This window comes from Hymenobacter canadensis, assembly GCF_027359925.1.
Classification (GTDB): Bacteria; Bacteroidota; Bacteroidia; order Cytophagales; family Hymenobacteraceae; genus Hymenobacter; species Hymenobacter canadensis.
This window is the reverse complement of sequence record NZ_CP114767.1, coordinates 4,256,584-4,280,742: the sequence shown is the minus strand read 5'-3', so window position 1 is coordinate 4,280,742 and position 24,159 is coordinate 4,256,584. Positions and strand designations below refer to the sequence as shown.

Annotated in this window: 28 protein-coding genes; 21 read left to right on the top strand and 7 right to left on the bottom strand. The window is 58.8% G+C overall.

Annotated elements, in window-relative coordinates:
- Positions 1-35 precede the first annotated feature (35 nt).
- On the bottom strand, positions 36-1,418 hold the full coding sequence (locus O3303_RS18260) for an NAD(P)/FAD-dependent oxidoreductase (RefSeq protein ID WP_269559803.1): 1,383 nt from the start codon (positions 1,416-1,418) through the stop codon (positions 36-38).
- Positions 1,419-1,511: 93 nt separating this feature from the next.
- Positions 1,512-2,198, bottom strand: a complete 687-nt coding sequence (locus O3303_RS18255) for a carboxypeptidase-like regulatory domain-containing protein (RefSeq protein ID WP_269559802.1) — start codon at positions 2,196-2,198, stop codon at positions 1,512-1,514.
- Positions 2,199-2,309: 111 nt separating this feature from the next.
- On the opposite strand from O3303_RS18255, the gene O3303_RS18250 reads away from it, so the two are divergent.
- The 7 genes from O3303_RS18250 (at position 2,310) to pruA (ending at position 7,385) form a co-directional block, all read left to right on the top strand.
- Positions 2,310-2,699: an ArsR/SmtB family transcription factor gene (locus O3303_RS18250; protein ID WP_269559801.1), complete on the top strand. Its 390-nt coding sequence runs from the start codon at positions 2,310-2,312 to the stop codon at positions 2,697-2,699.
- A gap of 72 nt (positions 2,700-2,771) precedes the next feature.
- The gene (locus O3303_RS18245) at positions 2,772-3,098 is read left to right on the top strand and encodes a (2Fe-2S) ferredoxin domain-containing protein (RefSeq protein WP_269559800.1); all 327 of its coding nucleotides are present in this window, start codon (positions 2,772-2,774) and stop codon (positions 3,096-3,098) included.
- A 1-nt stretch (position 3,099) separates the two neighbouring features.
- Positions 3,100-3,777 (top strand): hypothetical protein, encoded by a 678-nt coding sequence (locus O3303_RS18240; RefSeq protein ID WP_269559799.1) that lies wholly within the window; start codon positions 3,100-3,102, stop codon positions 3,775-3,777.
- A 19-nt stretch (positions 3,778-3,796) separates the two neighbouring features.
- A complete protein-coding gene (locus O3303_RS18235; RefSeq protein WP_269559798.1) occupies positions 3,797-4,492 on the top strand; it encodes a YjjG family noncanonical pyrimidine nucleotidase in 696 nt (231 codons plus the stop codon).
- A gap of 138 nt (positions 4,493-4,630) precedes the next feature.
- The gene (locus O3303_RS18230) at positions 4,631-5,179 is read left to right on the top strand and encodes a hypothetical protein (RefSeq protein WP_269559797.1); all 549 of its coding nucleotides are present in this window, start codon (positions 4,631-4,633) and stop codon (positions 5,177-5,179) included.
- Positions 5,180-5,194: 15 nt separating this feature from the next.
- Positions 5,195-5,644, top strand: coding sequence for a DUF3592 domain-containing protein (locus tag O3303_RS18225; RefSeq protein ID WP_269559796.1), 450 nt, complete (start codon positions 5,195-5,197; stop codon positions 5,642-5,644).
- A 76-nt stretch (positions 5,645-5,720) separates the two neighbouring features.
- Positions 5,721-7,385, top strand: a complete 1,665-nt coding sequence (pruA, locus tag O3303_RS18220; RefSeq protein WP_269559795.1) for an L-glutamate gamma-semialdehyde dehydrogenase — start codon at positions 5,721-5,723, stop codon at positions 7,383-7,385.
- 76 nt (positions 7,386-7,461) lie between these two features.
- Here pruA and O3303_RS18215 read toward each other — a convergent pair whose 3' ends face one another.
- Together O3303_RS18215 and O3303_RS18210 are read right to left on the bottom strand one after the other, a co-directional pair.
- Positions 7,462-7,947 (bottom strand): hypothetical protein, encoded by a 486-nt coding sequence (locus O3303_RS18215; protein WP_269559794.1) that lies wholly within the window; start codon positions 7,945-7,947, stop codon positions 7,462-7,464.
- Positions 7,948-8,047: 100 nt separating this feature from the next.
- A complete protein-coding gene (locus O3303_RS18210) occupies positions 8,048-8,671 on the bottom strand; it encodes a Uma2 family endonuclease (RefSeq protein ID WP_269559793.1) in 624 nt (207 codons plus the stop codon).
- A gap of 131 nt (positions 8,672-8,802) precedes the next feature.
- Between O3303_RS18210 and O3303_RS18205 the strand changes: the two genes are divergently transcribed.
- From O3303_RS18205 to O3303_RS18155, 11 genes are all read left to right on the top strand, one after another.
- Positions 8,803-9,195 (top strand): NADH-quinone oxidoreductase subunit A, encoded by a 393-nt coding sequence (locus O3303_RS18205; RefSeq protein WP_269559792.1) that lies wholly within the window; start codon positions 8,803-8,805, stop codon positions 9,193-9,195.
- A gap of 82 nt (positions 9,196-9,277) precedes the next feature.
- Complete coding sequence (locus tag O3303_RS18200) at positions 9,278-9,832, top strand: NADH-quinone oxidoreductase subunit B (RefSeq protein ID WP_269559791.1); 555 nt, start codon at positions 9,278-9,280, stop codon at positions 9,830-9,832.
- A gap of 89 nt (positions 9,833-9,921) precedes the next feature.
- On the top strand, positions 9,922-10,485 hold the full coding sequence (locus O3303_RS18195) for an NADH-quinone oxidoreductase subunit C (RefSeq protein WP_269559790.1): 564 nt from the start codon (positions 9,922-9,924) through the stop codon (positions 10,483-10,485).
- 117 nt (positions 10,486-10,602) lie between these two features.
- Positions 10,603-11,871: an NADH-quinone oxidoreductase subunit D gene (locus tag O3303_RS18190; RefSeq protein ID WP_269559789.1), complete on the top strand. Its 1,269-nt coding sequence runs from the start codon at positions 10,603-10,605 to the stop codon at positions 11,869-11,871.
- Positions 11,872-11,893: 22 nt separating this feature from the next.
- Positions 11,894-12,463: an NADH-quinone oxidoreductase subunit NuoE family protein gene (locus tag O3303_RS18185; protein ID WP_269559788.1), complete on the top strand. Its 570-nt coding sequence runs from the start codon at positions 11,894-11,896 to the stop codon at positions 12,461-12,463.
- Positions 12,464-12,483: 20 nt separating this feature from the next.
- On the top strand, positions 12,484-13,824 hold the full coding sequence (gene nuoF, locus O3303_RS18180) for an NADH-quinone oxidoreductase subunit NuoF (RefSeq protein WP_269559787.1): 1,341 nt from the start codon (positions 12,484-12,486) through the stop codon (positions 13,822-13,824).
- A 122-nt stretch (positions 13,825-13,946) separates the two neighbouring features.
- On the top strand, positions 13,947-14,951 hold the full coding sequence (locus tag O3303_RS18175) for an NADH-quinone oxidoreductase subunit G (protein ID WP_269559786.1): 1,005 nt from the start codon (positions 13,947-13,949) through the stop codon (positions 14,949-14,951).
- 143 nt (positions 14,952-15,094) lie between these two features.
- The gene (gene nuoH, locus O3303_RS18170) at positions 15,095-16,174 is read left to right on the top strand and encodes an NADH-quinone oxidoreductase subunit NuoH (protein WP_434086406.1); all 1,080 of its coding nucleotides are present in this window, start codon (positions 15,095-15,097) and stop codon (positions 16,172-16,174) included.
- Positions 16,175-16,294: 120 nt separating this feature from the next.
- On the top strand, positions 16,295-16,864 hold the full coding sequence (locus O3303_RS18165) for a NuoI/complex I 23 kDa subunit family protein (protein WP_269559785.1): 570 nt from the start codon (positions 16,295-16,297) through the stop codon (positions 16,862-16,864).
- Between the two features lie 101 nt (positions 16,865-16,965).
- Positions 16,966-17,478: an NADH-quinone oxidoreductase subunit J family protein gene (locus O3303_RS18160; RefSeq protein WP_269559784.1), complete on the top strand. Its 513-nt coding sequence runs from the start codon at positions 16,966-16,968 to the stop codon at positions 17,476-17,478.
- A 76-nt stretch (positions 17,479-17,554) separates the two neighbouring features.
- Entirely contained in the window at positions 17,555-18,133 is a 579-nt protein-coding gene (locus O3303_RS18155; protein WP_269559783.1) for a suppressor of fused domain protein, read from the top strand.
- Between the two features lie 63 nt (positions 18,134-18,196).
- On the opposite strand, the gene O3303_RS18150 is transcribed toward O3303_RS18155, so the two are convergent.
- The 3 genes from O3303_RS18150 to O3303_RS18140 all read right to left on the bottom strand — a co-directional run bounded on the left by O3303_RS18150 (position 18,197) and on the right by O3303_RS18140 (position 19,944).
- On the bottom strand, positions 18,197-18,562 hold the full coding sequence (locus tag O3303_RS18150) for a hypothetical protein (protein WP_269559782.1): 366 nt from the start codon (positions 18,560-18,562) through the stop codon (positions 18,197-18,199).
- 122 nt (positions 18,563-18,684) lie between these two features.
- On the bottom strand, positions 18,685-19,290 hold the full coding sequence (locus O3303_RS18145) for an RNA polymerase sigma factor (RefSeq protein WP_231569785.1): 606 nt from the start codon (positions 19,288-19,290) through the stop codon (positions 18,685-18,687).
- A gap of 192 nt (positions 19,291-19,482) precedes the next feature.
- Positions 19,483-19,944, bottom strand: a complete 462-nt coding sequence (locus tag O3303_RS18140; protein WP_269559779.1) for a MaoC family dehydratase — start codon at positions 19,942-19,944, stop codon at positions 19,483-19,485.
- Between the two features lie 246 nt (positions 19,945-20,190).
- Between O3303_RS18140 and nuoK the strand changes: the two genes are divergently transcribed.
- From nuoK to O3303_RS18125, 3 genes are all read left to right on the top strand, one after another.
- Positions 20,191-20,523 (top strand): NADH-quinone oxidoreductase subunit NuoK, encoded by a 333-nt coding sequence (gene nuoK / locus O3303_RS18135; RefSeq protein ID WP_269561930.1) that lies wholly within the window; start codon positions 20,191-20,193, stop codon positions 20,521-20,523.
- A gap of 133 nt (positions 20,524-20,656) precedes the next feature.
- A complete protein-coding gene (nuoL, locus tag O3303_RS18130) occupies positions 20,657-22,603 on the top strand; it encodes an NADH-quinone oxidoreductase subunit L (RefSeq protein ID WP_269559778.1) in 1,947 nt (648 codons plus the stop codon).
- Positions 22,604-22,660: 57 nt separating this feature from the next.
- Complete coding sequence (locus O3303_RS18125) at positions 22,661-24,130, top strand: complex I subunit 4 family protein (protein WP_269559777.1); 1,470 nt, start codon at positions 22,661-22,663, stop codon at positions 24,128-24,130.
- Positions 24,131-24,159: the final 29 nt, after the last annotated feature.

The following is a 24,159-nucleotide window of genomic DNA, read 5'->3' as shown; positions in this document are numbered from 1 at the left end:
GCCGTTCTTTTTTCCCTAACACTGTTTCCCAAACGCTACCCACCCACCACAGGCGCGTTGGGGGCGGGCACGGAGGGGTTGTACTCGGGCGTGGCGGCGTTGTGGATGGCGGTGGCCAGGCCCTTGTCCGATTTGAAGTCGTTGCGCTTGTAGGGGCGGATGATGAGGCGCAGGGCCTTGTCGGAGCTGAAGTAGCTGATGCCCCAGCCTACCAGCGTCACGACTTTGTTGCGGAAGCCCACCAGCGTCATCAGGTGCACAAACAGCCAAGTCAGCCACCCGAAGAAGCCGCCGAAATGCTTGTCGCCGGGCAGGTCTACCACGGCGCGGTTGCGGCCCACAATGGCCATACTGCCTTTGTTGGTGTATTTGAACGGCTTGAGGGTTTCGCCGCGCAGCAGGCGCTGCAGGTTGTCGGCCAGCTGCTCGGCCTGCTGAATGGCCACGGGCGCCAGCATGGGGTAGCCGCGCGGCATTTCGTCGGTTGCCATATTGGCCACGTCGCCGATGGCGTACACGTTCTGGAAGCCCAGCACGCGGTTCAGCGTGTCCACGTTCACGCGCTTGTTGCGGGCCACAGCGGCTTCGGGCAGGCCTTCCAGCGCCGCACCGTTCACGCCGGCCGCCCAGATCAGGTTTTCGGTCCGGATAAACTCGGTGTCGGAGTAATAAAGCTTACCGTCCTCGAAGTGCTTGGCGGAGGTGTTGAGCCGGATATGGATGCCCATTTCCTCCAGATAGCCCTTGGCCTGCACCTGCGAGTCTTTCGACATCGGCCCCAGCACTTCCGCACCGGCTTCTATCAGGTAGATTTCCATCTGCTTGAGGTCCAGCTCGGGATAATCTTTGGGCAGCACGTCCTTGCGCATTTCGGCCAGCGAGCCGCAGATTTCCACGCCTGTAGGGCCACCACCCACCACCACTACGTTCATCAGGGCTTGCCGGCGGGCGGGGTCCTCGGTAAGGATGGCCTTTTCGAAGTTCTGAAACAGGTAGCTGCGCAGGTTCAGGGCGTTGGGCACGCTCTTGATCTGCATGGCGTTCTGCTCGATGCTTTCCAGACCGAAGAAATTGGTGACCGAGCCGGTGGCAATAATGAGGTGGTCGTAGCGGATATCGCCGATGTTGGTCGTGAGCGTATTGGCAGCCGCGTCCACGCGCTGTACGTCGGCCATGCGGTAGAAGAAATTGGGCTGGCCGGCGAAAATCTTCCGAATCGGATACGCAATGCTGTCGGCTTCCAGCGCCCCGGTAGCCACCTGATAGAGCAGAGGCTGGAAGTTGTGGTAGTTGTTGCGGTCAATCACCACCACCTGCACGGGCGCATCGGCCAGGTCCTTGGCCAGCCGCAGCCCGGCAAAGCCGCAGCCGATAATCACGATACGAGGTTGGGAAGTACGCGGCAGGTTGGTATCCATAGCAAAGTCGAAGGTCAAACAGTGGCTGTACTGAATATAGGCTAGAATGGTTGAAAGCCCGTCATGCACTGCATGACGGGCTTTCAACCATTCTTAGTAATCGACGCCTTCCTTTTTCTTGAATTCGCCGTCTTTCACCTGCTTGATCAGCTGCAGCCAGCTGAACGGGTTGAGCAGCGGGTTGTTGGTGTAGGGCGAAGGGCCCATGCCCATGCGGCGCTGCTGGTCCATTTGCTGCATCTGCATGGTCTGGCGGTAGTTGCCCATGCTCGTGACGGGCGCGTTGTTGAAGATGCGGCGCAGAATATCCTGGTTGAGGTTTTCAGCGGCGCTGGAACCCCGCTCCTTGGGTAGGCGCAACGCCAGAAAAGCTTCCTTGAAGGCCTTTTCGGTGGCGTAGGGGAAGATGCGCACCTCGGGCAGTACAGTCACGTCTTCGCGCAGCTGCACAATCACGGAGTAGCTCTGGCGCGGGTAGTTGGGCGGAATCACCACGTACTGGTTGCGGTAGCCCAGACTGCGGATGATGATACTGTCGCCGGCCAGCACGGGCAGCGAGAAGTAGCCGTAGGCGTTGGTGGCGGTGCCGCGGCCAGCCTTGGGCACAAATACGGTGGCCCCGGGCACGCCCAGCAGCGAGTCGCCGGTGGCCACGATGCCCGTGAACTGCACCACGCGCTGCTGGCCCTGGGCCCGGACGGCAGTCGGCAGCAGCCAGCAGGCCAGCATTACCAGCGTACAAGCGGCCAGCCGCAAAGAAAATCGAACTACTACAGACATACAGGGTATTACAGACTACAAGTATACGGCACTTTTGGGGGCCGCTACCGGGTTTGAGGTAAATTCGCGCCGGCCGGCTCCGGTTCACTTTTGCTACTTCTTCGTCTAAAGATGCGCCTCAAACACTTCAGCGTTGCATTCGGCCAGCAACTATTCAAAGCTTTCGGCGACGAAAGCCGGGTGCGAATTCTGCATCTGCTCTGGCGCAACCAGGAAATGTGCATCTCCGACCTGGAACAGGTGCTGGATTTCACCCAGACCAAAACCTCGCGCCAGCTGGCCCTGCTCAAAAATGCGGGTCTGGTCAGCTTCCGGCGCCTCGACAACTGGGTGTTCTACTATCTCAAAGACGAAGCCCTGGACTTTGTGCAGCAGCTGCTGGGCTACATGGAGCGCGACCCGCAGCTACTGCACGACCAGAAGATTTACCAGACGCTCTGGTCGAACCGGGAACTGGCCGCGTATAAGCTGCAAAACCGTCGCTGGACCGGGAATCACTGATTGGCGCAGATGTTTACGCTGATTTTTCACCGGGGCTTTCGATAGTTATCTTTTCGTTTCTGTTTGTTGCCAGTGAAATCCGTTGCGCCTGTTACCCGCCTGTTTGTTTGCACTGCCCAGAAGGATGAGGTGGGCAAGGACGTCATCAAAGCCCTGAAAACCGAGCTCAAGAAGCAGGGCCTCAAAAAGCTGCTCAGCGGCGGCGAGAAGCGCAAAGTGCGGGTGCAAACCTGCAACTGCCTCGACCTGTGTAAGCAGTGCAAGAAAGGCTCCGGCGCCGCCCTCATCGTCTATCCCGAAGGCACCGTGTACGGCAACGTCCGGCCCAAAGACGCCGCCGACATCGTGCACGAACACCTGGGCGAAGGCCGGGTTATAGAACGGCTTCAGATTACATAAAATGTATTTTACAGCTGGTTATTATCTGGTTATTCCCAAGCATGAGCGTGGTACAGTCAACGGCTATACTTTCATCAGTCGGGTATGGTCGGTAAGCACGTACATCAGCTATGTCTATCCCAGCAACTGGGGCTTCAGCTGGGAATACAGCAAACGGCAGGTGCCTAAGAACTTTTCGCTCGCCGAATCAGAGCTAACCAAACTGCATGCCTGCATAAATGCGCTATTCGAACAGAGTAAATACGGGGCGCCAGGGTTTTTCTTCGAACAGAAAGATGCTCTTGCATTTCAGGAGCAGTTTTTATCTGATCTACCTCAGGTGAGGCTGTTAGGTATTTTTCTACATGAATCTCACTGCTCAACTGCTAATGCTGAAGTCGAACCACATACTAGCCCTGACTGGCCGACTCTGGCGACGCTCCTGCAACAGCGGGTTCCCGAGCCTGAAGCCGGTCTGACAATTGGCTTTGACTTATTGGGCCTCTTCGATTACGGTGGCTATGAGCCTTTTTCCTACCACGTTCTGGAGGAAGAATATCACACCTTGTTCAGTATAGAATTGAATGAGTATGGTTTATTTCCTGGTGAAGCCGACTGCCAACGTGTTGCTTCTTACACAGACACCATTGCAGATGAACCAGCCACTTGGCTTCCCTTCAAAGTGAAGCTGTTTACCTAGTAGTATTGCTTAATCCTGAATGAAAACGTACCAGCACATCTTCTTCGACCTCGACCACACGCTGTGGGACTTTGAAACCAACGCCGACGAAACTCTACGCCACCTGTTTGCGGAGCACAACATCGGCCGGCACGGGGTGTCGGTAGAGAAGTTTATCAAGGAGTATTCTGATATCAACCACGGCCTGTGGCGGCTGTACCAGGGCGGTAAAATCAACCAGCAGCAGCTGCGCGCCACCCGTTTCCCGCGCACGTTCTTGCAGATGGGTTTGCGGGAGGAAGACTCGCCGGCGGGCATCTCGGAGCAGTTCACGGATATTCTACCCCAGAAGAAGGCCGTATTTCCGTACACCTACGAGGTGCTGGATTATCTGCGCGACAAGGGTTACCGCCTGCACCTCATCACCAACGGCTTCCGCGACATCCAGTACATTAAGCTCGATGCGTCCCGGCTCACGGAGTATTTCGAGGAAATCGTAACGTCGGAGTGCTGTGGCCACCTCAAGCCCGATACCCGCATTTTCGAGCATGCGCTGGAGCGCGCCGGTGCCAACGCCCCGGAAAGCCTCATGATTGGCGACAACCTGGAGTGTGACGTGCTGGGCGCTTACAACGCCGGCCTAGACCAGGTGTACTTCAACCCCGCCAAGCGCCGCCACTTCAACCAGATTACCTACGAAATCAGCTGCCTGAGCGAGCTGAAGGAGATTCTGTAAGTCTATATCAACATCTGTCATCCTGAGCGGAGCGAAGGATCTTATCACGTTAGCACGAGGCGTAACAACGTGGTAAGGTCCTTCGCTCCGCTCAGGATGACAGGCGTTATAGGAATTATCAGCCCCTACCTTTGCCGCATGATTCGCTTACTTGGTTTCTCAGGCCGCCGGGGCAGTGGCAAAGACACGGTGGCCCGCCTCATGCAGCAGCTGCAGCCCCAGCAGCGCTGGCATATTCGCTCGGTGGGCGAGCCCATCAAGGCCGTGTGTGCGGCGCTGGCCGGCGAGGACACGGCCCCGTATTTCTCCCAGCAGGGCAAAACCGAGCTACTCCCAACGTTCGGCCGCACCCGTGGCGAAATGCTCCAGCAGGTAGGCCTGGCTTTGCGCCTCTGGGAGCCCGATATCTGGGTGCAGGCGTTCTTCTCCCAGCTCCCGGCCGAGCAGCACACGCTGATTCCGGACGTGCGCTTCCCCAACGAGGCCGACCTCATCCGCAGCCGCGGCGGCCTGATGGTGCGCGTGGAAGGCGACCCACTCCACCAGCGCGGCGACGGCACCCGCGACGACGACCACCCCTCCGAAACCGCCCTCGACCACTACCCCCATTTTGACTTCACCCTCCACAACACCGGATCCGTCGCCGACCTGGAATGGCAGGTGCGGGCGCTGCTGCAGCGGCTGTAGTTGGTTTCGTTTTTTATGCCACTTCCTCTGAAACAGAAGTTGGGCCGGATCCTGGGATTGATGCTCACAGTGCCAGGAAGTTTGTTGTTAGTGGCCGCTTTTTTCGTGGCAAACTACACCGCTTGGAAAGCAAGTCAGGGGCCCACGGCTACAGCAGTTGTTCTGTCGAAGTCTGACGAGATTCCGCGCAAAGGCATGATCCATATCTATCAATTGCAACTTGCATTTGCCTTGCCCGCTGCAGATTCTGTAACGGCCACAGCAGAGGTAGCGCATGAGGATTTTCTGACCTTGAAGCCCTGTGACCGGGTAGCCGTAACCTATGACCGCCATAATCCTCAAAATGTGCTGCTGGCTTCCGCGCATTGGTTTAGCTGGCGAAGCCTGCCCTCTTTGCTTCTCGGTTTGTCGCTGCTCTGGGCCGCCACCCAAATAGCTAGGCCCCGACAAGTGTTGCCAGTATAGGTGCGGCATCGGACTTCCTCATTCCTTCTACCTTTGCCCTTCCCCACCACCCATAACGCCAAACCAGCACTTTATTATGGCCAACGGCTTTTTCAACGTCCCCGCCCCGATCAACGAGCCTGTAAAGGGCTACGCGCCCAACTCGCCGGAGCGCCTTGAGCTGCTTAAGACCCTCAAGGAGCTCAAGCAGCAGCAGCGCGACATTCCGATGCACATCGGCGGCCAGGAAATCCGCACCGGCAAGAAGCAGAATATTACCCCGCCCCACGACCACCAGCACGTGCTGGGCCAGTTCCACGAAGGCGACGCCTCGCACGTGGCGCAGGCCATCGACGCGGCTCTGGCCGCTCGCCCACTGTGGGCCGAAATGCCCTGGGAGCACCGCGCCGCCATCTTCCTGAAGGCTGCCGACCTGCTGGCGGGCCCCTACCGGGCGCGCATCAACGCGGCCACCATGCTGGGCCAGAGCAAGAACTGCTTCCAGGCGGAAATCGACGCCGCCTGCGAACTGATCGACTTCTTCCGGTTCAACGTGCACTTCATGCAGCAGATCTACCAGCAGCAGCCCGAGAGCCTGCCCGGCATGTGGAACCGCCTAGAGCACCGCCCGCTGGAAGGCTTCGTGTTTGCCCTCACGCCCTTCAACTTCACCTCCATTGCCGCCAACCTGCCCGCCGCCGTGGCCATGATGGGCAACGTGGTGGTGTGGAAGCCCGCCAACACCCAGATCTACTCGGCCCAGGTGCTGATGGAGCTGTTCAAGGAAGCCGGCGTGCCCGACGGCGTCATCAACCTGGTGTATGTGGACGGCCCCACCGCCGGCGACGTCATCTTCAAGCACCGCGACTTTGCCGGCATCCACTTCACCGGCTCCACGGGCGTGTTCCAGAACATCTGGAAGACCATCGGCCAGAACATTGCCTCCTACAAGAGCTACCCGCGCATCGTGGGCGAAACCGGCGGCAAGGACTTCATCCTGGCCCACCCCTCGGCACACGCTAAAGCCGTGGCCGTGGGCATTAGCCGGGGCGCGTTTGAGTACCAGGGCCAGAAGTGCTCGGCGGCCTCGCGGGTGTACCTGCCCTCCAACCTGGCCGACGAAATTCTGGGCTACGTGAAGGAAGACCTGGCCTCGTTCCGGATGGGCGACGTGGAGGACTTCTCCAACTTCATCAACGCCGTTATCGACGAGAAATCCTTCGATAAGCTCGCCAAGTACATCGACGGCGCCAAGGCCGACACGAACGCCGAAATCGTGGCCGGCGGCGGCTACGACAAGTCGAAGGGCTACTTCATCGAGCCCACCGTCATCGTGACCAAGGACCCCAAGTACGTGACCATGTGCGAGGAGCTGTTCGGCCCCGTCGTGACCGTGCACATCTACGACGCCGACAAGTTCGAAGAAGTGCTGGAACTGGTGGACACCACCTCGCCCTACGCCCTCACCGGCGCCATCTTCAGCCAGGACCGCTCCGCCATCGACCACGCCTCGAAGAAGCTGGTGCACGCGGCCGGCAACTTCTACATCAACGACAAGCCCACGGGGGCGGTAGTCGGCCAGCAGCCCTTCGGCGGGGCCCGCGCCTCCGGCACCAACGACAAGGCCGGCTCCCTGCTGAACCTGCTGCGCTGGGTGTCGCCGCGCGCCATCAAGGAAACCTTCGTGCCCGTGACGGACTACCGCTACCCCTTCCTGGGCTCCGAGCCCAAGGAAGATCTGAACCGGGACAAGGGCCTGTAGGCCGTTTGGTTTTGAATGCAAAAGGCCGCTCCGGGATTCCGGGGCGGCCTTTTTTTAATTGACAGTTGGTCTCGGACTATTTCGCCGCGTTGTTATTGTGCCCACGCTTCCATCGTGCTCTGGTTTTGATAACGTAGACAACCCGTACAGAATCCACCCCTGGTAAAGTATTTACTTTGTCATTTATGCCCATGTCACTTGAATTCTTTCGCACCAGCCAATAGCTGTAGTTTTTTGCTGGTTCCTTTCTGGTGTAAAATACTCCTGTGTAAGGCTTGACTAATGTGTTAGCCGGAAGTGTTGTAGTATCGAATGGATACAAGCCGCTACCTCTATTCTCAGGTCTGTCCATGTAATACTTCCTAACTGGCTTACCAGAAACAGAGTTGGTGAAGATTTTAGAGAAAAATATACCTGGATGGTGAAGCATCCTTGTGAAGGTCATGGTATCAAGCTGTGGCACCAGTTTCCTCTCCATAATCAATCTGTATTCAGCACCCTTTACTGGCTTATCGAGCCTGACGTACACTTCTACTGGCTCGTCAAATTGCACCTTCTGCATCTTCCCGATATTCTGTTTTGCAGATTGCGCATAACTGGGGTAAGCAGTGCAGATGACAAATAAGTAGATTAGAAGGAGGCAGCAGCGCATTAGAAGCGGGTTATTTCAGGACTTCAGCAATATCCGGAAACTGCGGCTGCAACAGCGGCACTTCCACCTCATCGTAGATTTCCCGCAACGTCAGCTGCAAGCCAGTATCAGCAATAAACAACACATCATCCGTTTTCATAAACGCCTCGTAACGCCACTCTCCGGCCGCCGTGCGCCGGTAGGATTCCACGAACTGCTGCGTCTGCGAAACGAGGACATACTGCTGAAGTGATTCGAGGCGACGGTAGTGGACGCACTTCCACGTCCGGTCCCGCTCCGCCCATAGCGGGTCCAGCACTTCAACTATAACCTTCGGGCACTGCACTACATATTCCAGACCTGAGCATGGCACGGAGTCCCGAATTACCACATCTGGGTAAGTGTAATAGCCGTCGGGAATGACTTCAAGCAGCATCCCATTGCTGAACACATCAAGGCCAACCTGCTTGCGACGGGCAAATAGGGGTAATGAGCAGTTCTGCACCAGCAGGTTGTGCCGCAGCGTATCAGCCGGAAAAGGCCAGACCTGCCCGTCGTAGAATTCGTGCCGGTCATCGGCCTGCTGTTCCAGCGCCAGAAATTCAGCCACCGAATACAGTTGCCCGGGCATGAATGGCTCGTAGAATGGTTTCATCGTTTGAATCTAGCGGATAGGGTGAATATACGCCTTTCCCCCACCCTCCTATTTCACCTTTGTTCCCAACCGGCTAGGTCCTACCTTTGCCTCCCATGCCGTTTCTACGCGGCGTTTATTTGTCGCAGCCTATGCTTCTCGCCGTTCCGACCCAATACCAGCCCCAGGATTTTCTGCCCATCGTGGTGCAGTTCGTGCTGGCTATTGCCTTCGTGGCATTTGCCATGATTACGTCTCACCTGCTGGGCCCGCGCCGCAAGAGCGTGGTGAAGGATGAAGCCTTCGAGTGCGGCATCGAGTCGGTGGGCAACGCCCGCACCCCGATTTCGGTGAAATACTTCCTCACGGCCATTCTGTTCGTGCTTTTCGACGTGGAAGTTATCTTCATGTACCCCTGGGCCGTGAACTTCCGCCAGTTGGGCACCACCGGCTTCTACCAGATGCTGGTGTTCCTGGCTTTGCTGATGGCCGGCTTCGCCTACGTTATCAAAAAGGGCGTTCTGCGCTGGAACGAAGCCCGTTAAGACGGCGCAGCGGCAACCTTTGGCCCCGGCCGGATGTTGCCTTTATGAAGCCTAGCTGCTTCTGTTAACCTGACTTGCTCCCATGGATAATCGAGTTCCTGAAATCAAAACGGTAGACGCGCCCGACGGCCTCGAAGGCGCCGGCTTCTTTGCTACCTCGCTGGAAAAAGTGGTGGGCATTGCCCGCGCCAACTCGCTCTGGCCCCTGCCCTTCGCCACCTCCTGCTGCGGCATCGAGTTTATGGCCACCATGGGCTCCCGCTACGATATTTCCCGCTTCGGCTCGGAGCGCCCCTCTTTCTCGCCCCGGCAGGCCGACCTGCTGATGGTGATGGGTACCATTGCTAAGAAGATGGCCCCGATCGTGAAGCAGGTGTACGAGCAGATGGCCGAGCCCCGCTGGGTGCTGGCGATGGGCGCCTGCGCCTCCTCGGGCGGCATTTTTGATACCTACTCCGTGCTCCAAGGTATTGACCGAATTATCCCGGTAGACGTGTACGTGCCCGGCTGCCCGCCCCGCCCCGAGCAGGTGCTCGACGGCCTGATGCGCATCCAGGACCTGGCCAAAAACGAATCCTTCCGCCGCCGCAACTCGCCCGAGTATCAGGCCCTGCTGGCGTCGTACAACATCAAGTAAGTAGTGAGTATTGGGTATTGAGTAGGTAGACTTTTCATCGTCGGCATCTCAATACTCAATACCAAATACTCAATACTAAGTACTCAGAAATGGCTGACCAGAACGAATCCATCCCGGCTCAGGAACAAGCTGCCGCCCAGGACCCGGCCGCGCAGCAAAACGCGCAGTTGCTGGCTTTGCTGCACCGCCTATTCGGCGAGGCTGCCTTCACTGATGTGGAGCAGCCCTACGGCCTGCTGACCGCTACCACCACCCGGGAGCAGATTCACGGCATCATAGAGGGTTTGCAGAAGGACGAGGAGCTCCAGCTCAACTTCCTGACCACGATGTGCGGCATGCACTTCCCCGAGAAGAAGGACCAAGAGCTGGGCATGGTGTACCATCTGCACAGCCTCACCCGCAACATCCGGTTGCGTCTGAAGATCTTCTTCCCGATTGCTGATCCGGTTGCCCCGACCCTGACCGACCTCTACTCCGCCGCGAACTGGATGGAGCGTGAGGCCTTCGACTTCTACGGCATTATCTTCCCCGGTCACCCCAACCTCATCCGCATTCTGAATGTGGAAGACATGGACTACCACCCGATGCGCAAAGAGTACGCCCTGGAAGACGGCACCCGCGAAGACAAAACCGACCTGTTCTTCGGACGATAAAAAGTTGTCATGCTGACGAAGGAAGCATCTTATCACGGGTGCCTTCGCCAGAGTTAGAAACCCAAGTAGCGCGGACGTGATAAGGTCCTTCGCTGCGCTCAGGATGACAGTAATAACATGGCAGTAAACGACACGCTGGAAGGCACCCATAAAATCATTGAATCGGCCCGGGAGCAAGAGTCGCGGATTAATCCGCTGGCCCCGACCGTGAACGACTTCAACCAGGAGCTCACCACGCTGAACCTGGGCCCCACGCACCCCGCTACCCACGGCATCTTCCAGAATATTCTGCAGATGGACGGGGAGCGGATTATTTCCGGCGTGCCCACCATCGGCTACATCCACCGCGCCTTCGAGAAGATTGCCGAGCGTCGGCCCTTCTACCAGATTACGCCCCTGACGGACCGGATGAACTACTGTTCGTCGCCCATCAACAACATGGGCTGGCACATGACGGTGGAGAAGCTGCTGGGCGTGGAAGTACCCAAGCGCGCCCAGTACATCCGGGTTATCCTGATGGAGCTGGCCCGCATCACCGACCACCTGATCTGCAACGGCATTCTGGGCGTGGATACGGGCGCTTTCACCGGCTTCCTCTACCTCATGGATGAGCGGGAGAAGGTGTACGAGATTTACGAGGAAGTAAGCGGCGCCCGCCTGACCACCAACATGGGCCGCGTGGGCGGCATGGAGCGCGACTTCTCCGACGTGGCCATTGCCAAGCTGCGCGCCTGGCTGAAGACCTTCCCGGCCGTGATGCGCGAGTTTGAGGCCATGTTCAACCGCAACCGCATCTTCATGGACCGGATTGTGGACGTGGGGGCTATTTCGGCCGAACGCGCCCTCAACTACGGCTTCACCGGCCCCAACCTGCGCGCCGCCGGCGTCGATTACGACGTGCGGGTGATGAACCCTTACTCCAGCTACCAGGATTTCGATTTCGAAATTCCGGTGGGTACAAAGGGCGACACCTACGACCGGTTCATGGTGCGCAACGAGGAAATCTGGCAGAGCCTGCGCATCATCGAGCAGGCCCTGGAAAACCTACCCCAGGGCCCTTACCACGCCGATGCGCCGCACTTCTACCTGCCGCCCAAGCAGGCCGTGTACCAGAACATGGAGGCCCTCATTTATCACTTCAAGATTGTGATGGGCGAGATTGATGCCCCCGTGGGCGAGGTCTACCACTCGGTGGAAGGCGGCAACGGCGAGTTGGGCTTCTACCTGGTTTCCGACGGCGGCCGCACGCCTTACCGCCTGCACTTCCGCCGGCCCTGCTTTATCTACTACCAGGCCTACACCGAAATGGTGGTGGGCCAGACCCTCTCTGACGCCATCGTGACCCTGTCGTCGATGAACGTCATTGCCGGGGAGCTCGACGCGTAGTTTTTTGCTGAATACAACTGATATGGAATCGACTGCTACCAAGCCGCAATTCTCCGAAGCCGCTCAGGCTGAAATTGCGCGCATCTGCAAGCAATACCCGGAGGAGCGCCGCAAATCGGCCATGCTGCCGGTGCTGCACATTGCCCAGGCCGAATTTGGCGGCTGGGTAAGCCCCGAAGTGCAGGATCTGGTGGCCGAAGTGCTGGGCGTGAAGCCAATTGAAGTGTACGAGGTGTCGTCGTTCTACACCATGTTCAACCTCAAGCCGGTGGGAAAGCACGTGCTGGAAATCTGCCGCACGGGCCCCTGCATGCTGCGCGGCTCCGACGAGCTGACGGCCCAGCTGGAGCGCATCACGGGTGCCAAAGTAGGCGGCCCGGCCTCCGAAGACGGCCTGTTCACGCTCAAGGAAGTGGAGTGCCTGGCCGCCTGCGGCTTCGCCCCCATCGTGCAGGTGCGCGAGCAGTACTACGAGCAGCTTGATACCCCGGAAGCCGTGGATGCCATGCTCACGGAGCTGCGCAACCAAGTGCACCGCCCGGCCCTGCCGTGGGAAGAAACCGGCCTCCCGAACGCAGTAGCCAACAACTAACGTCTTTCAGCTCTGAACCTATGGGACGCAAACTGCTGACCGAACATATTAACGTTGAAGGCATCGACACCCTGGAGGTGTACCGCAAACATGGCGGCTACCGCTCGGTGGAGAAAGCCCTGAAAACGATGACGCCCGATGAGGTGGTGGAAGAAGTGAAGAAGTCGGGCCTGCGGGGCCGCGGCGGCGCTGGCTTCCCCACGGGTATGAAGTGGAGCTTCCTGGCCAAGCCGGAGGGCGTGCCGCGCTACCTCGTCTGCAACGCCGACGAATCGGAGCCGGGCACCTTCAAGGACCGCCAGCTTATGTCGAAGCTGCCCCACCTGCTCATCGAGGGCATGATTACGGGTTCGTACGCGCTGGGCGCCAACACCTCGTACATCTACATCCGCGGCGAGTTGTTGTACGTGCTGCGCATCCTGGAAAAAGCCATTGCTGAGGCCTACGCGGCCGGTTTCCTGGGCAAGAACATCCTGGGCTCGGGCTACGACCTGGACCTGTTCGTGCATCCCGGCGGCGGCGCCTACATCTGCGGCGAAGAAACCGCCCTGCTGGAATCATTGGAGGGCAAGCGCGGCAACCCGCGCAACAAGCCGCCATTCCCGGCTGTGCAGGGCCTCTACGCCCGCCCCACGGTGGTGAACAACGTGGAATCCATTGCCGCCGTGCCGGTGATTGTGAACGAGGGCGGCGACGAGTACGCCAAAATCGGGGTGGGCCGGAGCACCGGCACCAAGCTGATTTCGGCCTGCGGCCACCTCAACAAGCCCGGCATCTACGAAATTGAACTGGGTCTGCCCGTTGAGGAATTCATCTACTCCGATGAATACTGCGGCGGCATCTGGAAAGGCCGAGACCTGAAGGCGGTAGTAGCCGGTGGTTCGTCCGTTCCGATTCTGCCCAAAGAGCTGATCCTGAAAACCGCCGCCGGCGAAAACCGCCTGATGACCTACGAATCGCTCAGCGACGGGGGCTTCGTGACGGGGACCATGCTGGGCTCGGGGGGCTTCATTGCCATGGACGAGACGACCTGCATCGTGCGCAACACCTGGAACTTCAGCCGCTTCTACCACCACGAGTCGTGCGGGCAATGCTCGCCCTGCCGCGAGGGAACGGGCTGGATGGAGAAGGTGCTGCACCGCCTCGAGCACGGCCACGGCCACATGGAGGACATCGACCTGCTGGTGAGCGTGGCCAAGCAAATCGAGGGCAACACCATCTGCCCCCTCGGTGAAGCCGCCGCCTGGCCCGTAGCCGCCGCCGTGCGCCACTTCCGCCACGAGTTTGAATGGCACGTGACCCACGCCAAGGAAGCCGCCCAACCCGGCGCGGTGTACCGGGCTGAGGCCGTGCTGGCGTAACTCTAGAACGTCATGCTGAGGAACGAAGCATCTTATCACCGCTGCGTTCTTCAGGATTAGTACATACCGGGGCGCGGACGTGATAAGGTCCTTCGCTCCGCTCAGGATGACAAAACTGACCAATGGCTAAAATTACTTTCGACGGCATCGAGGTGGAAGTTCCGGACGGAACCACCATCCTGAATGCGGCCCGCCAGATTGGCGGCAGCATTGTGCCCCCGGCCATGTGCTACTACACCCCGCTGAAAGGCTCGGGTGGCAAGTGCCGCGCCTGCCTCGTTCGCGTGGCGGCCGGCTCGGCCAAAGACCCGCGCCCCATGCCCAAACTGGTGGCCTCGTGCGTGACGCCGGTGCAGGATGGGATGGTGGTGGAAAACACCACTAACCCGCAGGTGCTGGACGTGCGCAAGGGCATCGTGGAGATGCTGCTCATCAACCACCCGCTGGACTGCCCCGTGTGCGACCAGGCCGGCGAGTGTGACCTGCAGAACTTCGCCTTCGAGCACGGCGTGAGCACCACCCGCTACCAGGAAGAGCGCCGCACCTTCGAGAAAATCGACATCGGGCCGCTGATTCAGCTGCACATGACGCGCTGCATCCTTTGCTACCGCTGCGTGTACACCGCCGACCAGATTGTTAAGGGAGACCGGAACCACGGCGTACTGGGCCGTGGCGACGCCGCCGAAATCGGCACCTACATCGAGAACATCATCGACGACGACTTCTCCGGCAACGTCATCGACGTGTGCCCGGTAGGCGCCCTCACTGATAAGACGTTCCGCTTCAAGTCGCGCGTGTGGTTCACGAAACCCGTGAATGCCCACCGCGACTGTCCCAAGTGCTCCGGCAACGTGGTGCTCTGGTACAAAGGCAACGACGTGCTGCGCACCACGGCCCGCAAGGACCAGTACGGCGAGGTGAAGGAGTGGATCTGCAACGAGTGCCGCTTCGAGAAGAAGGAAACCGCCGACTGGACCATCGAAGGCCCGGCCCACATCGACCGGTCATCGGTAATTTCGGCCAACCACTACGAGCTGCCGGTCCTCAACCAATCGGTAGTAGCCGACCTGCCCGCCAGCACCCAGCGCGACCTGGAAAAGAATCCGCCGCTGAAATTAGGTAACTAGTTTTACGAGGTCCTGTCTTCCTGAGCGGAGCGAAGGACCTTATCACGCTAGAACGACCATCGTTGTTACGCCTCGTGCTAACGTGATAAGGTCCTTCGCTCCGCTCAGGATGACAGCATTTTCTATAGCTCTTCACTTCTCCAATGATTGAACTACCCGCACTAGGCTGGCAATCCATTGTCATCTTCGTCGTATTCGCGCTTTCGCTGCTGATTGCGACGTATTGCACCTACGCGGAACGCGTAATTGCCGCATTTCTGCAGGACCGTGTGGGCCCTGACCGCGCCGGCCCCTACGGCCTGGCGCAGCCGCTGGCCGATGCTGTGAAGATGTTCACGAAGGAAGAATTCTTCCCCGGCGGTGCCAACAAGGCACTGTTCGTGTTCGGCCCCTGCCTGGCCATGATTACGGCCCTGATGTCGTCGGCGGTAATTCCGTTCGGCAACATCATGAACTTCGGCAACAACCTGTTCTTCCTGCAAGGCATTGAGGTGAACATCGGCATGCTGTGGGTGTTCGGCGTGGTGTCGCTGGGCGTGTATGGCGTGATGATTGGCGGTTGGGCTTCCAACAACAAGTTCTCGTTGCTGGGCGCCATCCGCGCCGCTTCGCAGAACATCAGCTACGAGCTGGCCATGGGCATGGCCCTGATTGCCGTGCTGATGATTTCGGGCACCCTGAGTTTGCGCGAAATCACCCTGCAGCAATCGGTAGCCGGCGAGTGGCACGCCTGGAACATCGTGAAACAGCCACTGGGCTTCATCATCTTCTTGGTCTGCGCCTTCGCCGAAACCAACCGCACGCCATTCGACCTGCCCGAGTGCGAAACTGAGCTGGTGGGCGGCTACCATACCGAGTATTCGTCGATGAAGCTGGGCCTGTACCTGTTCTCGGAGTACGTAAACATTTTCGTGGTATCGGCCGTGATGAGCGTGCTGTACTTCGGCGGCTTCAACTTCCCCTTCCAGTACGAGCTGCGCGACTGGTTTGTAAGCAACCAGGGCTGGGAGCTGGCTTCGGCCCAGAACCTGATTACGCTGCTGGGCACCGTAGGCCTGTTCCTGAAGATCTTCGCCTTCATCTTCTTCTTCATGTGGATTCGCTGGACTCTCCCGCGCTTCCGCTACGACCAACTGATGCGCTTGGGCTGGACCATCCTCATCCCGCTGGCCGTTTTCAACATCGTCCTCACCGGTGGCCTCATCCTGGCCGGCGTGATTTAAGTAACAACTTCACTTACTTTGTCATCCTGAGTGGAGCGAAGGACCTTATTACGTTGAAACGAGTTGTTCAAGCGTGATAAGGTCCTTCGCTCCGCTCAGGATGACAAAAGGAACCATAATATGCAACTCACCAACCGAGCCAAGGTATTAGAAAAGAAGCCGATGACGCTGGCCGAGCGGGCGTACCTGCCGGCCATCTTCCAGGGTTTGAGCATTACGATGCGCCACTTCTTTATGAAGAAGGCCACCGTGCGCTACCCCGAGGAAGTACGGCCCTTCTCCAATACGTTCCGCGGCCTGCACGTGCTCAAGCGCGATGAGCAGGGCCGGGAGCGGTGCACGGCCTGCGGCCTCTGCGCCGTAGCCTGCCCCGCCGAAGCCATTACGATGGTGGCCGGCGAGCGGAAAAAGGGCGAGGAAGGCCTCTACCGCGAGGAGAAGTACGCCATCAGCTACGAAATCAACATGCTGCGGTGCATCTTCTGCGGCCTCTGCGAGGAAGCCTGCCCCAAAGCCGCCGTGTACCTCCAGCCCGACAAGATGGCCCCACCGCGCTACGAGCGAGACGAGTTCATCTACGGCAAGGACCGCCTGGTAGAGGCCGTGTCGCCGGATGAGCGTTCCGTGCGCGGCATCCAGCTCACCCCGGACCAGGCCACCACGTTGCGTGGCAAGCTGCAGCAGGCGTAGTTGTTAGTTGCTGGTAGTCAGCTGTTAGGGCTCTTGCGCCATACAACTGACTACCGTGCTTCAAACTGACAACTGACAACTATCATCCGACAACTCACTCCATGTCTCCAATCTTCCTCTTTCTGACTTTCGTGGCGCTGCTGAGCGCGCTGGGCGTGGTGTTCGCCAAGAACCCCGTGCATAGCGTGCTGTTCCTGATTCTGACGTTCTTCTCGCTGTCGGGGCACTACCTGCTGCTGAACGCGCAGTTTCTGGCGGCCGTGAACATCATCGTGTACGCCGGTGCCATCATGGTGCTGTTCCTGTTCGTGATTATGTTCCTGAACCTGAACGTGGACACGGAGCCGCACAAGCCGGCTCTGGCCAAGATTGCCGCAGCCGTAGCCGGCGGCTCCCTCCTACTTATCCTCGTAGCCGCCCTGAAAGACGTAACGCCCACTGGCGTGCCAGCCGGTACCGCTTTCAACTCCCAAATCGGTATGGTAGACCAGTTAGGCATGAAGCTCTACACCGATTACCTGCTGCCCTTCGAGCTGGCCTCCGTGTTGTTCCTGATAGCCATGGTAGGTGCCGTAATGCTCGGCAAGCGCGAAGTAGGCGAGCGGAATTTCTAGCCTTATCTGCTGGCTTCAGTGGAGACCAAGCGCGGCGGCTGATGCATCAGTCGCCGCGCTTTTTTATGTTGATCAGATGGATTTTAATGACCTAGCCGAATTTACCGTAGCCTGTAAGCTGCATTACGAGGCTTACTTTGGAAAACCAGGCCGGAAAATTGTCTGGCGAGCAGGGCCTGTTGAGAAGCTGCACCCTTATTTCTACGTGCTGGAATTTGCTCCATCCGGAGGTAAGTCAACATGGACGTATTGTACAGTCGGCATGTCGTTAGACAGACTATCCGAAAGCCGTATTGAGTTGTTCGTACTATCCCCGCGACAGGATGAGTCGCTCGCAGAACTACTGCTCTCATGCGCCTCCTTTCACCGCAACGACGCACCACTCGACCTCAACCATACCGTAAATATCGGTCGGCCGTGGTTGGCTGATTCCTGCTGTGACTACGCCTTTATTTCGCTACCCTACCTGCACGGCGAAGCATTGGAGCTATTTGATTTTGCCAGCGTTACCACTCATTGCTACTGGCTAATCCCGATAACTGAAGCGGAGAGAGACTATAAGATTCAGCACGGCGCAGAAGCACTGGAACAACTCTTCGAGCAGCAGGAATTGGATTACCTCAACCCAAAACGCAGCTGTCTGATTTCCCCATAAAGCAACAGCGGCACCTGATTCCTCAGGTGCCGCTGTTGCTTTATGCTACTTGTCCAGAACTTCCTATTCCGCTTCCGCGCTGCGGCGGCGCATCCAGGCGGGGCCGGTGCAGGCACCTTCCATTTTCTGGCGGAATTTCTCCTTTTCCTCGGGCGTGAGGCATTCCAAGCGGGTTTCCATCTTCTGCTTCCACTGGTGGCGCTTGCGGGCCCAGCCGGCGCGGTGGCCGCGGCCGCCCCAGCCCCCTAACAGGATGCGCGAAAGCACCAGCAGCCCCAGCGCCTGCCAGATGCTGATGGCCGGCAGGTTGAACAGGTCGGGCAGCAGCCAGTTCCAGAGGCGCATGGTCACGTAGCCAGCCACGGCCAGGAACAGCGTAATCAGCAGCAGTATTTTAAGGGCGTGTAACAGGCGGAAGGAGCGGTTCATGGGAATTGGGTGTTAAAAGACCGTCATGCTGAGCTTGCCGAAGCATCTCGCGTGCTGATGTCTAAATGGTATGGCAACGTCAGCACGCGAGATGCTTCGGCAAGCTCAGCATGACGGTCTGGTTAATCCGTAAACAGCTCCGTGTAGAGCGTGCGGAGGCGTTTGCGCAGGTGCTGCACGGCGTAGTGCTTGCGCGAAATCAGGGTTTTGAGCGGCACGCCGGTTTCCTCCTCCATTTCGCGGAAGGTTTTGTCTTCCAGCTCGTGCCAGATGAACACTTGGCGCTGGGCGGCGGGCAGCTCGGCCAGCGCGTCGCTGAGGGCTTCCATGAGGGTTTCGCGTAGCAGGCGGTTCTCGGGTGCGTCGTCTACGGCGGGCAGGATGTCGGCCAGCAGCAGCGTGTTTTCGTCGCCATCGGCGGCAAAGGCAGCCATTTCGTTTTCCAGCGAAACTGGCTTTTTACGGCGGTAGAGGTCGGTAATTTTGTTGCGGGCCACCCGAAACAGCCAGGCGGCGGCCTGCTCCACGGGCTTCATCAGCCGGTAGCTTTCCACCAGCTCGGCGAATACGTCCTGCAGCACGTCTTCGGCCTCGGCCTCGTTGGGAATGCGGCGGCGGATAAACGCCAGCAGACGCTTCCGTTGGGTGCGCACGGCTTCCTGTATCTGCAGGTCCTGGTGGCCGGCCGTCATGCGTGCAGCGTCGAGTGGTAGAGCTAGGGGTTCCATTCTGCTGACACAGACGTGGATGGCCGGAAGATACTTTATCGGGGAGCGGAAATTTTATCGAAGCAGACAATACGCCTGTCATCCTGAGCGAAGCGAAAGACCTTACCACGCCAGCCCGATAATCGTTTCAACGACTCGTTCCAACGTAATAAGGTCCTTCGCAAGCTCAGGATGACAGGCGGTTGCTGTTGCTTACAAAAAGTGGTACAAAAACGTAATAACGCCGGTGTAGGCAGGCTTCTTCTGGCCTTCGATTTCCATCGTCACGCCGATATTGGCTTTGGCGATGCCGCGCAAATCCTTCACGGCCAGCAGCTTGGCGTGAAGGCGCACGGGCGTATTCACCAGCACAGCTTGGTTGAAACGGAACTCACTGATTTCGTAATTCACCTGCATCTTCAGGTTTTCCACCTGCACCAGCTGGTTCCAGAAGTAGGGCAGCAACGACAGCGTGAGGTAGCCGTGGGCAATGGTCCCGCCGAACGGCGACTCGGCGGCGGCGCGCTCGGGGTCGGTGTGGATCCACTGGAAATCGAGGGTGGCGGCGGCGAACTGGTTAATTTGCTCCTGCGTGATGACGTGCCAGGGCGTGATGCCGAGGTCCTGGCCCTCGTACTGTTGCAGCTCGGCTAAGCTGCCAATGGTGATGCTCATGAGGCAATAAGTTGCGGTGGCGGAAGTGCTAAAGTACGGTTTGCCTGCGGGAGCGGCTATATCTGCCGCGAAAAAGGCGCCACCACATCGTCACCGACTGCTACGGTGGCGAATCTTCGCCCCGAAAACGCCCAAATCAGGCCAATTTAAAGGGTGGCGTTTTCCAATTTTCAGGATACCTTTGCCACCTAATTGCCCCGCCGTGCCCCGGCCGATGGGGATTCGTTCCGCCGCCAACGCTACCGCATGGACCAGAACATACCGCAGGTTATCCAAACGGTTCCTCTTCAGTACTACGTTTTCTTCGCCGCCGCGCTGTTCAGCATCGGCGTGCTGGGCGTACTTACCCGGCGTAACGCCATCATCATCTTCATGTGCGTCGAGCTGATGCTCAATGCCGTGAACATCCTGCTGACCGCCTTCTCGGCCTACCGCGCCGACCCCAACGGCCAGGTTTTCGTGTTCTTCATCATGGCCGTGGCTGCCGCCGAAGTGGCGGTCGGGCTGGCCATTATTGTGATGATCTACCGCAACCTGCAGAATACCGACGTCACTCTGCTCAACCGCCTGAAGTTCTGATTTGCCATGTCATCCTGAGCGGCGCGAAGGACCTTACACCAGCAGAACGAAACGCGCAAGCACGACTCGTTCCGGGGTAAAAAGGTCCTTCGCTCCGCTCAGGATGACACCTGTGCTTCTGCATCCCTGACTTATGCAAGAAACTGTAATCCCCGCTGCCGGCGCGCCCTACTCCACGTTTCTGTACGTGCTTATTCCGCTGCTGCCGTTTTTGGGCTTTCTGATCAACGGGCTGCTCAACCGCAAGCTTTCGGGCACGGTGGCCGGCGCCATCAGCAGCTTGGCGGTGCTGGGCTCGTTCGCCATTTCGGTGTTCCTGTTCCTGAACTTCCAGTACCAGTACACCGTCACGCTGTTCGACTGGATTTCGGTCGGCTCGATGCAGATTCCCTTCAGCTACCAGATCGACCAGCTCAGTTTGATTATGCTGCTGCTCGTGACGGGCGTGGGCTTCCTGATTCACGTGTACAGCATCGGCTACATGCACCACGACGAAAACGTGGGCAAGTTTTTCAGCTTCCTGAACCTGTTCGTGTTCAGCATGCTGGTGCTGGTGCTGGGCGCCAACTTCGTGATTCTGTTCATCGGCTGGGAAGGCGTGGGGCTGTGCTCCTACCTGCTCATCGGCTTCTGGAACAAGAACACCGCCTACAACAACGCCGCCAAGAAAGCCTTCATCATCAACCGCGTCGGTGACCTGGGCTTTCTGCTCGGCATCTTCCTGATTTACCTGACCTTCGACTCGGTGCAGTACGCCGAGGTGTTCCAGAAAGCCAGCACCATGCAGATTGGCGCGGGCGTGGTAACGGCTATTACGCTGCTGCTGTTCGTGGGTGCTGCCGGTAAATCGGCGCAGCTGCCGCTCTACACCTGGCTGCCCGACGCCATGGCCGGCCCCACCCCCGTTTCGGCCCTGATTCACGCCGCGACCATGGTAACGGCCGGTATCTACATGATTCTGCGCGCCAACGTGCTGTTCACGCTGGCCCCCGATACCCTCGAAGTTATTGCCATCATCGGCGCGGCTACCGCCCTGTTTGCCGCCACCATCGGTCTGGCTCAGAACGACATCAAGAAGGTGCTGGCTTACTCCACCGTTTCGCAGCTGGGCTACATGTTCCTGGCCTTGGGCGTGATGGGCTACAGCACCTCCCTGTTCCACGTACTGACGCACGCTTTCTTCAAGGCGCTGATGTTCCTGGGCGCGGGCTCCGTGATTCACGCCATGAGCAACGAGCAGGACATGCGCCGCATGGGTGGCCTGCGCAAAGCCCTGCCGATTACGTTCATCACCTTCTTCGTAGGCTGCCTGGCCATTGCCGGCATCCCGCCTTTCGCTGGCTTCTTCTCCAAAGATGAAATCCTGCTGCACGCCTTCGAGCACAGCAAAGTGCTGTACGCCGTGGGCCTGTTCACGGCCTTCCTGACGGCCTTCTATATGTTCCGTCTGCTGTTCCTCACCTTCTTCGGCGAGTTCCGCGGCACCGAGGAACAGAAGCACCACCTGCACGAGTCGCCGGCCTCCATGACGCTGCCGCTTGTCGTGCTGGCTATTCTGGCCGCCGTGGGTGGTTTCATGAACGCGCCCTTCTTCCTGGGTGAAGACAACGCCTACCTCTCCAACTACCTCGCGCCACTGTTCACTTACTCGCAGCGCCTCAACCCGGCCGCTTTCGGTGCCGAGGTGGACCACGCTACCGAACTCATGCTCATCGGCCTCTCGGTAGGCGCAGGTGTGCTGGGCATCATCGTAGCCTACGTGCAGTACGTGAGCCGCGGGGTGCGCCCGGTGGAAGACGGCGAGTCGCGCGGCTTCCTCGAAAACCTGATCTATCACAAGTACTACATCGACGAGCTGTACAACGCCCTGATTGTGCGCCCCATCATGTGGCTCTCGCGCGGCCTGTTCCGCTACGTGGAAAACGGCATCATCGACCCCATCGTGAACGGCTTCGGCCGCATCACCATGGGCGGGGGCCAGCTCCTGCGCTACGTGCAAACCGGCTCCGTGGAAACCTACCTCATCCTGATGGTGGTGGGCATCGTGCTGGTCATGGCGCTGAACTTCGGGAAATTCTAATTCTACTGACGGCCGGACCGGACTTTTTCACCGGCTTCATCCGCATCCAGATAACGCATGCTGACTGTCCTTCTTCTACTCTGGCCCGTGGCGGCCGCCCTGCTGCTGCACTTCTTCAAAGGCCGTGCGGCCCGGGTTCCGGCGCTGGGCGCGGCCCTGGTTGAATTTGCGCTGGCGGCCTACGCGGCCTTCACGTTCAACACCAACAACACCGGCCAATTCAGCTTCGACCTGAACTGGATACCCTCGGCTGGCATTCACTTCGCGGTGGGTATGGACGGGCTGAGTTTGCTGCTGGTGCTGCTGACGGCCGTGCTGGTGCCCGTGATTCTGCTGAGCGCCTTCCGCCGCAACTTCGAGAACGAGTCGGTGTTTTACGCGCTGGTGCTGTTCATGCAAACCGGCCTGATTGGTGTGTTCACGGCCCAGGATGCCTTCCTGTTCTACTTCATGTGGGAAGTGGCCCTGATTCCAATTTACTTCCTGGCTGGCGTGTGGGGCGGCGTGAACCGGGCCCGCGTTACCTTCAAGTTTTTCCTGTACACCATCATCGGCTCGCTGTTCATGCTGGCCGGCTTCGTGTACCTCTACTTCCAGACCGGCCCCGCCGCCGACGGCCTGTCGGCCCACAACTCGGCGCTGGCCTCGTTCTACGCCCTCAACCTGCCCGCCGAAACGCAGGTATGGCTGTTCTGGCTGATTTTCGCGGCCTTCGCCGTGAAGATGCCCATCTTCCCCTTCCACACCTGGCAGCCCGATACCTACACCGAGGCCCCGGCCCCGGCCACCATGCTGCTCTCGGGCATCATGCTGAAAATGGGTATCTACGGCTGCATGCGCTGGCTGCTACCCGTAGTGCCGATGGGCGTGGATTACTGGCAGAACCTGATCCTGATTCTGGCCATCATCGGCATCATCTACGGGGCCATCATTGCCATCCGCCAGCAGGATGTGAAGCGCTTGATTGCTTATTCCTCCCTCTCCCACGTGGGCTTGATGATTGCCGGCGTGTTCTCGCTGACCCAAATGGGTCTGCAGGGCGCCGCCATTCAGATGCTGGCTCACGGCGTGAACGTGGTGGGCATGTTCTTCATTGCCGACGCCATTGAGCGCCGCACCGGCACCCGCAACATTGCCGACCTGGGCGGCCTCACCCGCAAAGCGCCCGTCCTGACGGTGTGCTTCCTGGTGCTGCTGCTGGGCACGGTGGCGCTGCCGCTCACCAACGGCTTCGTAGGCGAGTTCCTGCTGCTGGCCGGCGTGTACCAGTTCAACGCCTGGATGGGCGCCGTGGCCGGAGTGACCATCATTCTGGGCGCGGTGTACTTGCTGCGCATGTTCCAGCGCGTGATGCTCGGCCCCGATTCCTCGTTCACTGAAACCTTCACCGACCTCACCGGCTCGGAGCTGGCCCTGCTGGTGCCGCTCATCGTGCTGGTGTTCTGGATTGGCCTGTTCCCCAACACGTTCCTGCACCTGTCGGAAGGCAGCGTGCTGAACATTCTGAACGAGGTAGTAAAACGGTAGCACTCATCCCGCGTTCCAAGGCTGAAGCC

Coding starts and splice junctions, on each gene's coding strand:
- O3303_RS18165 (WP_269559785.1), top strand. CDS start 16,295: ATGCAACTCACCAACCGAGCCAAGGTATTAGAAAAGAAGCCGATGACG.
- O3303_RS18150 (WP_269559782.1), bottom strand. CDS start 18,562: ATGAACCGCTCCTTCCGCCTGTTACACGCCCTTAAAATACTGCTGCTG.
- nuoH (WP_434086406.1), top strand. CDS start 15,095: ATGATTGAACTACCCGCACTAGGCTGGCAATCCATTGTCATCTTCGTC.
- O3303_RS18235 (WP_269559798.1), top strand. CDS start 3,797: ATGAAAACGTACCAGCACATCTTCTTCGACCTCGACCACACGCTGTGG.
- nuoL (WP_269559778.1), top strand. CDS start 20,657: ATGCAAGAAACTGTAATCCCCGCTGCCGGCGCGCCCTACTCCACGTTT.
- O3303_RS18145 (WP_231569785.1), bottom strand. CDS start 19,290: ATGGAACCCCTAGCTCTACCACTCGACGCTGCACGCATGACGGCCGGC.
- O3303_RS18205 (WP_269559792.1), top strand. CDS start 8,803: ATGCTTCTCGCCGTTCCGACCCAATACCAGCCCCAGGATTTTCTGCCC.
- O3303_RS18125 (WP_269559777.1), top strand. CDS start 22,661: ATGCTGACTGTCCTTCTTCTACTCTGGCCCGTGGCGGCCGCCCTGCTG.
- O3303_RS18160 (WP_269559784.1), top strand. CDS start 16,966: ATGTCTCCAATCTTCCTCTTTCTGACTTTCGTGGCGCTGCTGAGCGCG.
- O3303_RS18225 (WP_269559796.1), top strand. CDS start 5,195: ATGCCACTTCCTCTGAAACAGAAGTTGGGCCGGATCCTGGGATTGATG.
- O3303_RS18240 (WP_269559799.1), top strand. CDS start 3,100: ATGTATTTTACAGCTGGTTATTATCTGGTTATTCCCAAGCATGAGCGT.
- O3303_RS18175 (WP_269559786.1), top strand. CDS start 13,947: ATGGCTAAAATTACTTTCGACGGCATCGAGGTGGAAGTTCCGGACGGA.
- O3303_RS18140 (WP_269559779.1), bottom strand. CDS start 19,944: ATGAGCATCACCATTGGCAGCTTAGCCGAGCTGCAACAGTACGAGGGC.
- O3303_RS18230 (WP_269559797.1), top strand. CDS start 4,631: ATGATTCGCTTACTTGGTTTCTCAGGCCGCCGGGGCAGTGGCAAAGAC.
- O3303_RS18155 (WP_269559783.1), top strand. CDS start 17,555: ATGGATTTTAATGACCTAGCCGAATTTACCGTAGCCTGTAAGCTGCAT.
- O3303_RS18215 (WP_269559794.1), bottom strand. CDS start 7,947: ATGCAGAAGGTGCAATTTGACGAGCCAGTAGAAGTGTACGTCAGGCTC.
- O3303_RS18195 (WP_269559790.1), top strand. CDS start 9,922: ATGGCTGACCAGAACGAATCCATCCCGGCTCAGGAACAAGCTGCCGCC.
- pruA (WP_269559795.1), top strand. CDS start 5,721: ATGGCCAACGGCTTTTTCAACGTCCCCGCCCCGATCAACGAGCCTGTA.
- O3303_RS18250 (WP_269559801.1), top strand. CDS start 2,310: ATGCGCCTCAAACACTTCAGCGTTGCATTCGGCCAGCAACTATTCAAA.
- O3303_RS18255 (WP_269559802.1), bottom strand. CDS start 2,198: ATGTCTGTAGTAGTTCGATTTTCTTTGCGGCTGGCCGCTTGTACGCTG.
- O3303_RS18200 (WP_269559791.1), top strand. CDS start 9,278: ATGGATAATCGAGTTCCTGAAATCAAAACGGTAGACGCGCCCGACGGC.
- O3303_RS18185 (WP_269559788.1), top strand. CDS start 11,894: ATGGAATCGACTGCTACCAAGCCGCAATTCTCCGAAGCCGCTCAGGCT.
- O3303_RS18260 (WP_269559803.1), bottom strand. CDS start 1,418: ATGGATACCAACCTGCCGCGTACTTCCCAACCTCGTATCGTGATTATC.
- nuoF (WP_269559787.1), top strand. CDS start 12,484: ATGGGACGCAAACTGCTGACCGAACATATTAACGTTGAAGGCATCGAC.
- nuoK (WP_269561930.1), top strand. CDS start 20,191: ATGGACCAGAACATACCGCAGGTTATCCAAACGGTTCCTCTTCAGTAC.
- O3303_RS18190 (WP_269559789.1), top strand. CDS start 10,603: ATGGCAGTAAACGACACGCTGGAAGGCACCCATAAAATCATTGAATCG.
- O3303_RS18210 (WP_269559793.1), bottom strand. CDS start 8,671: ATGAAACCATTCTACGAGCCATTCATGCCCGGGCAACTGTATTCGGTG.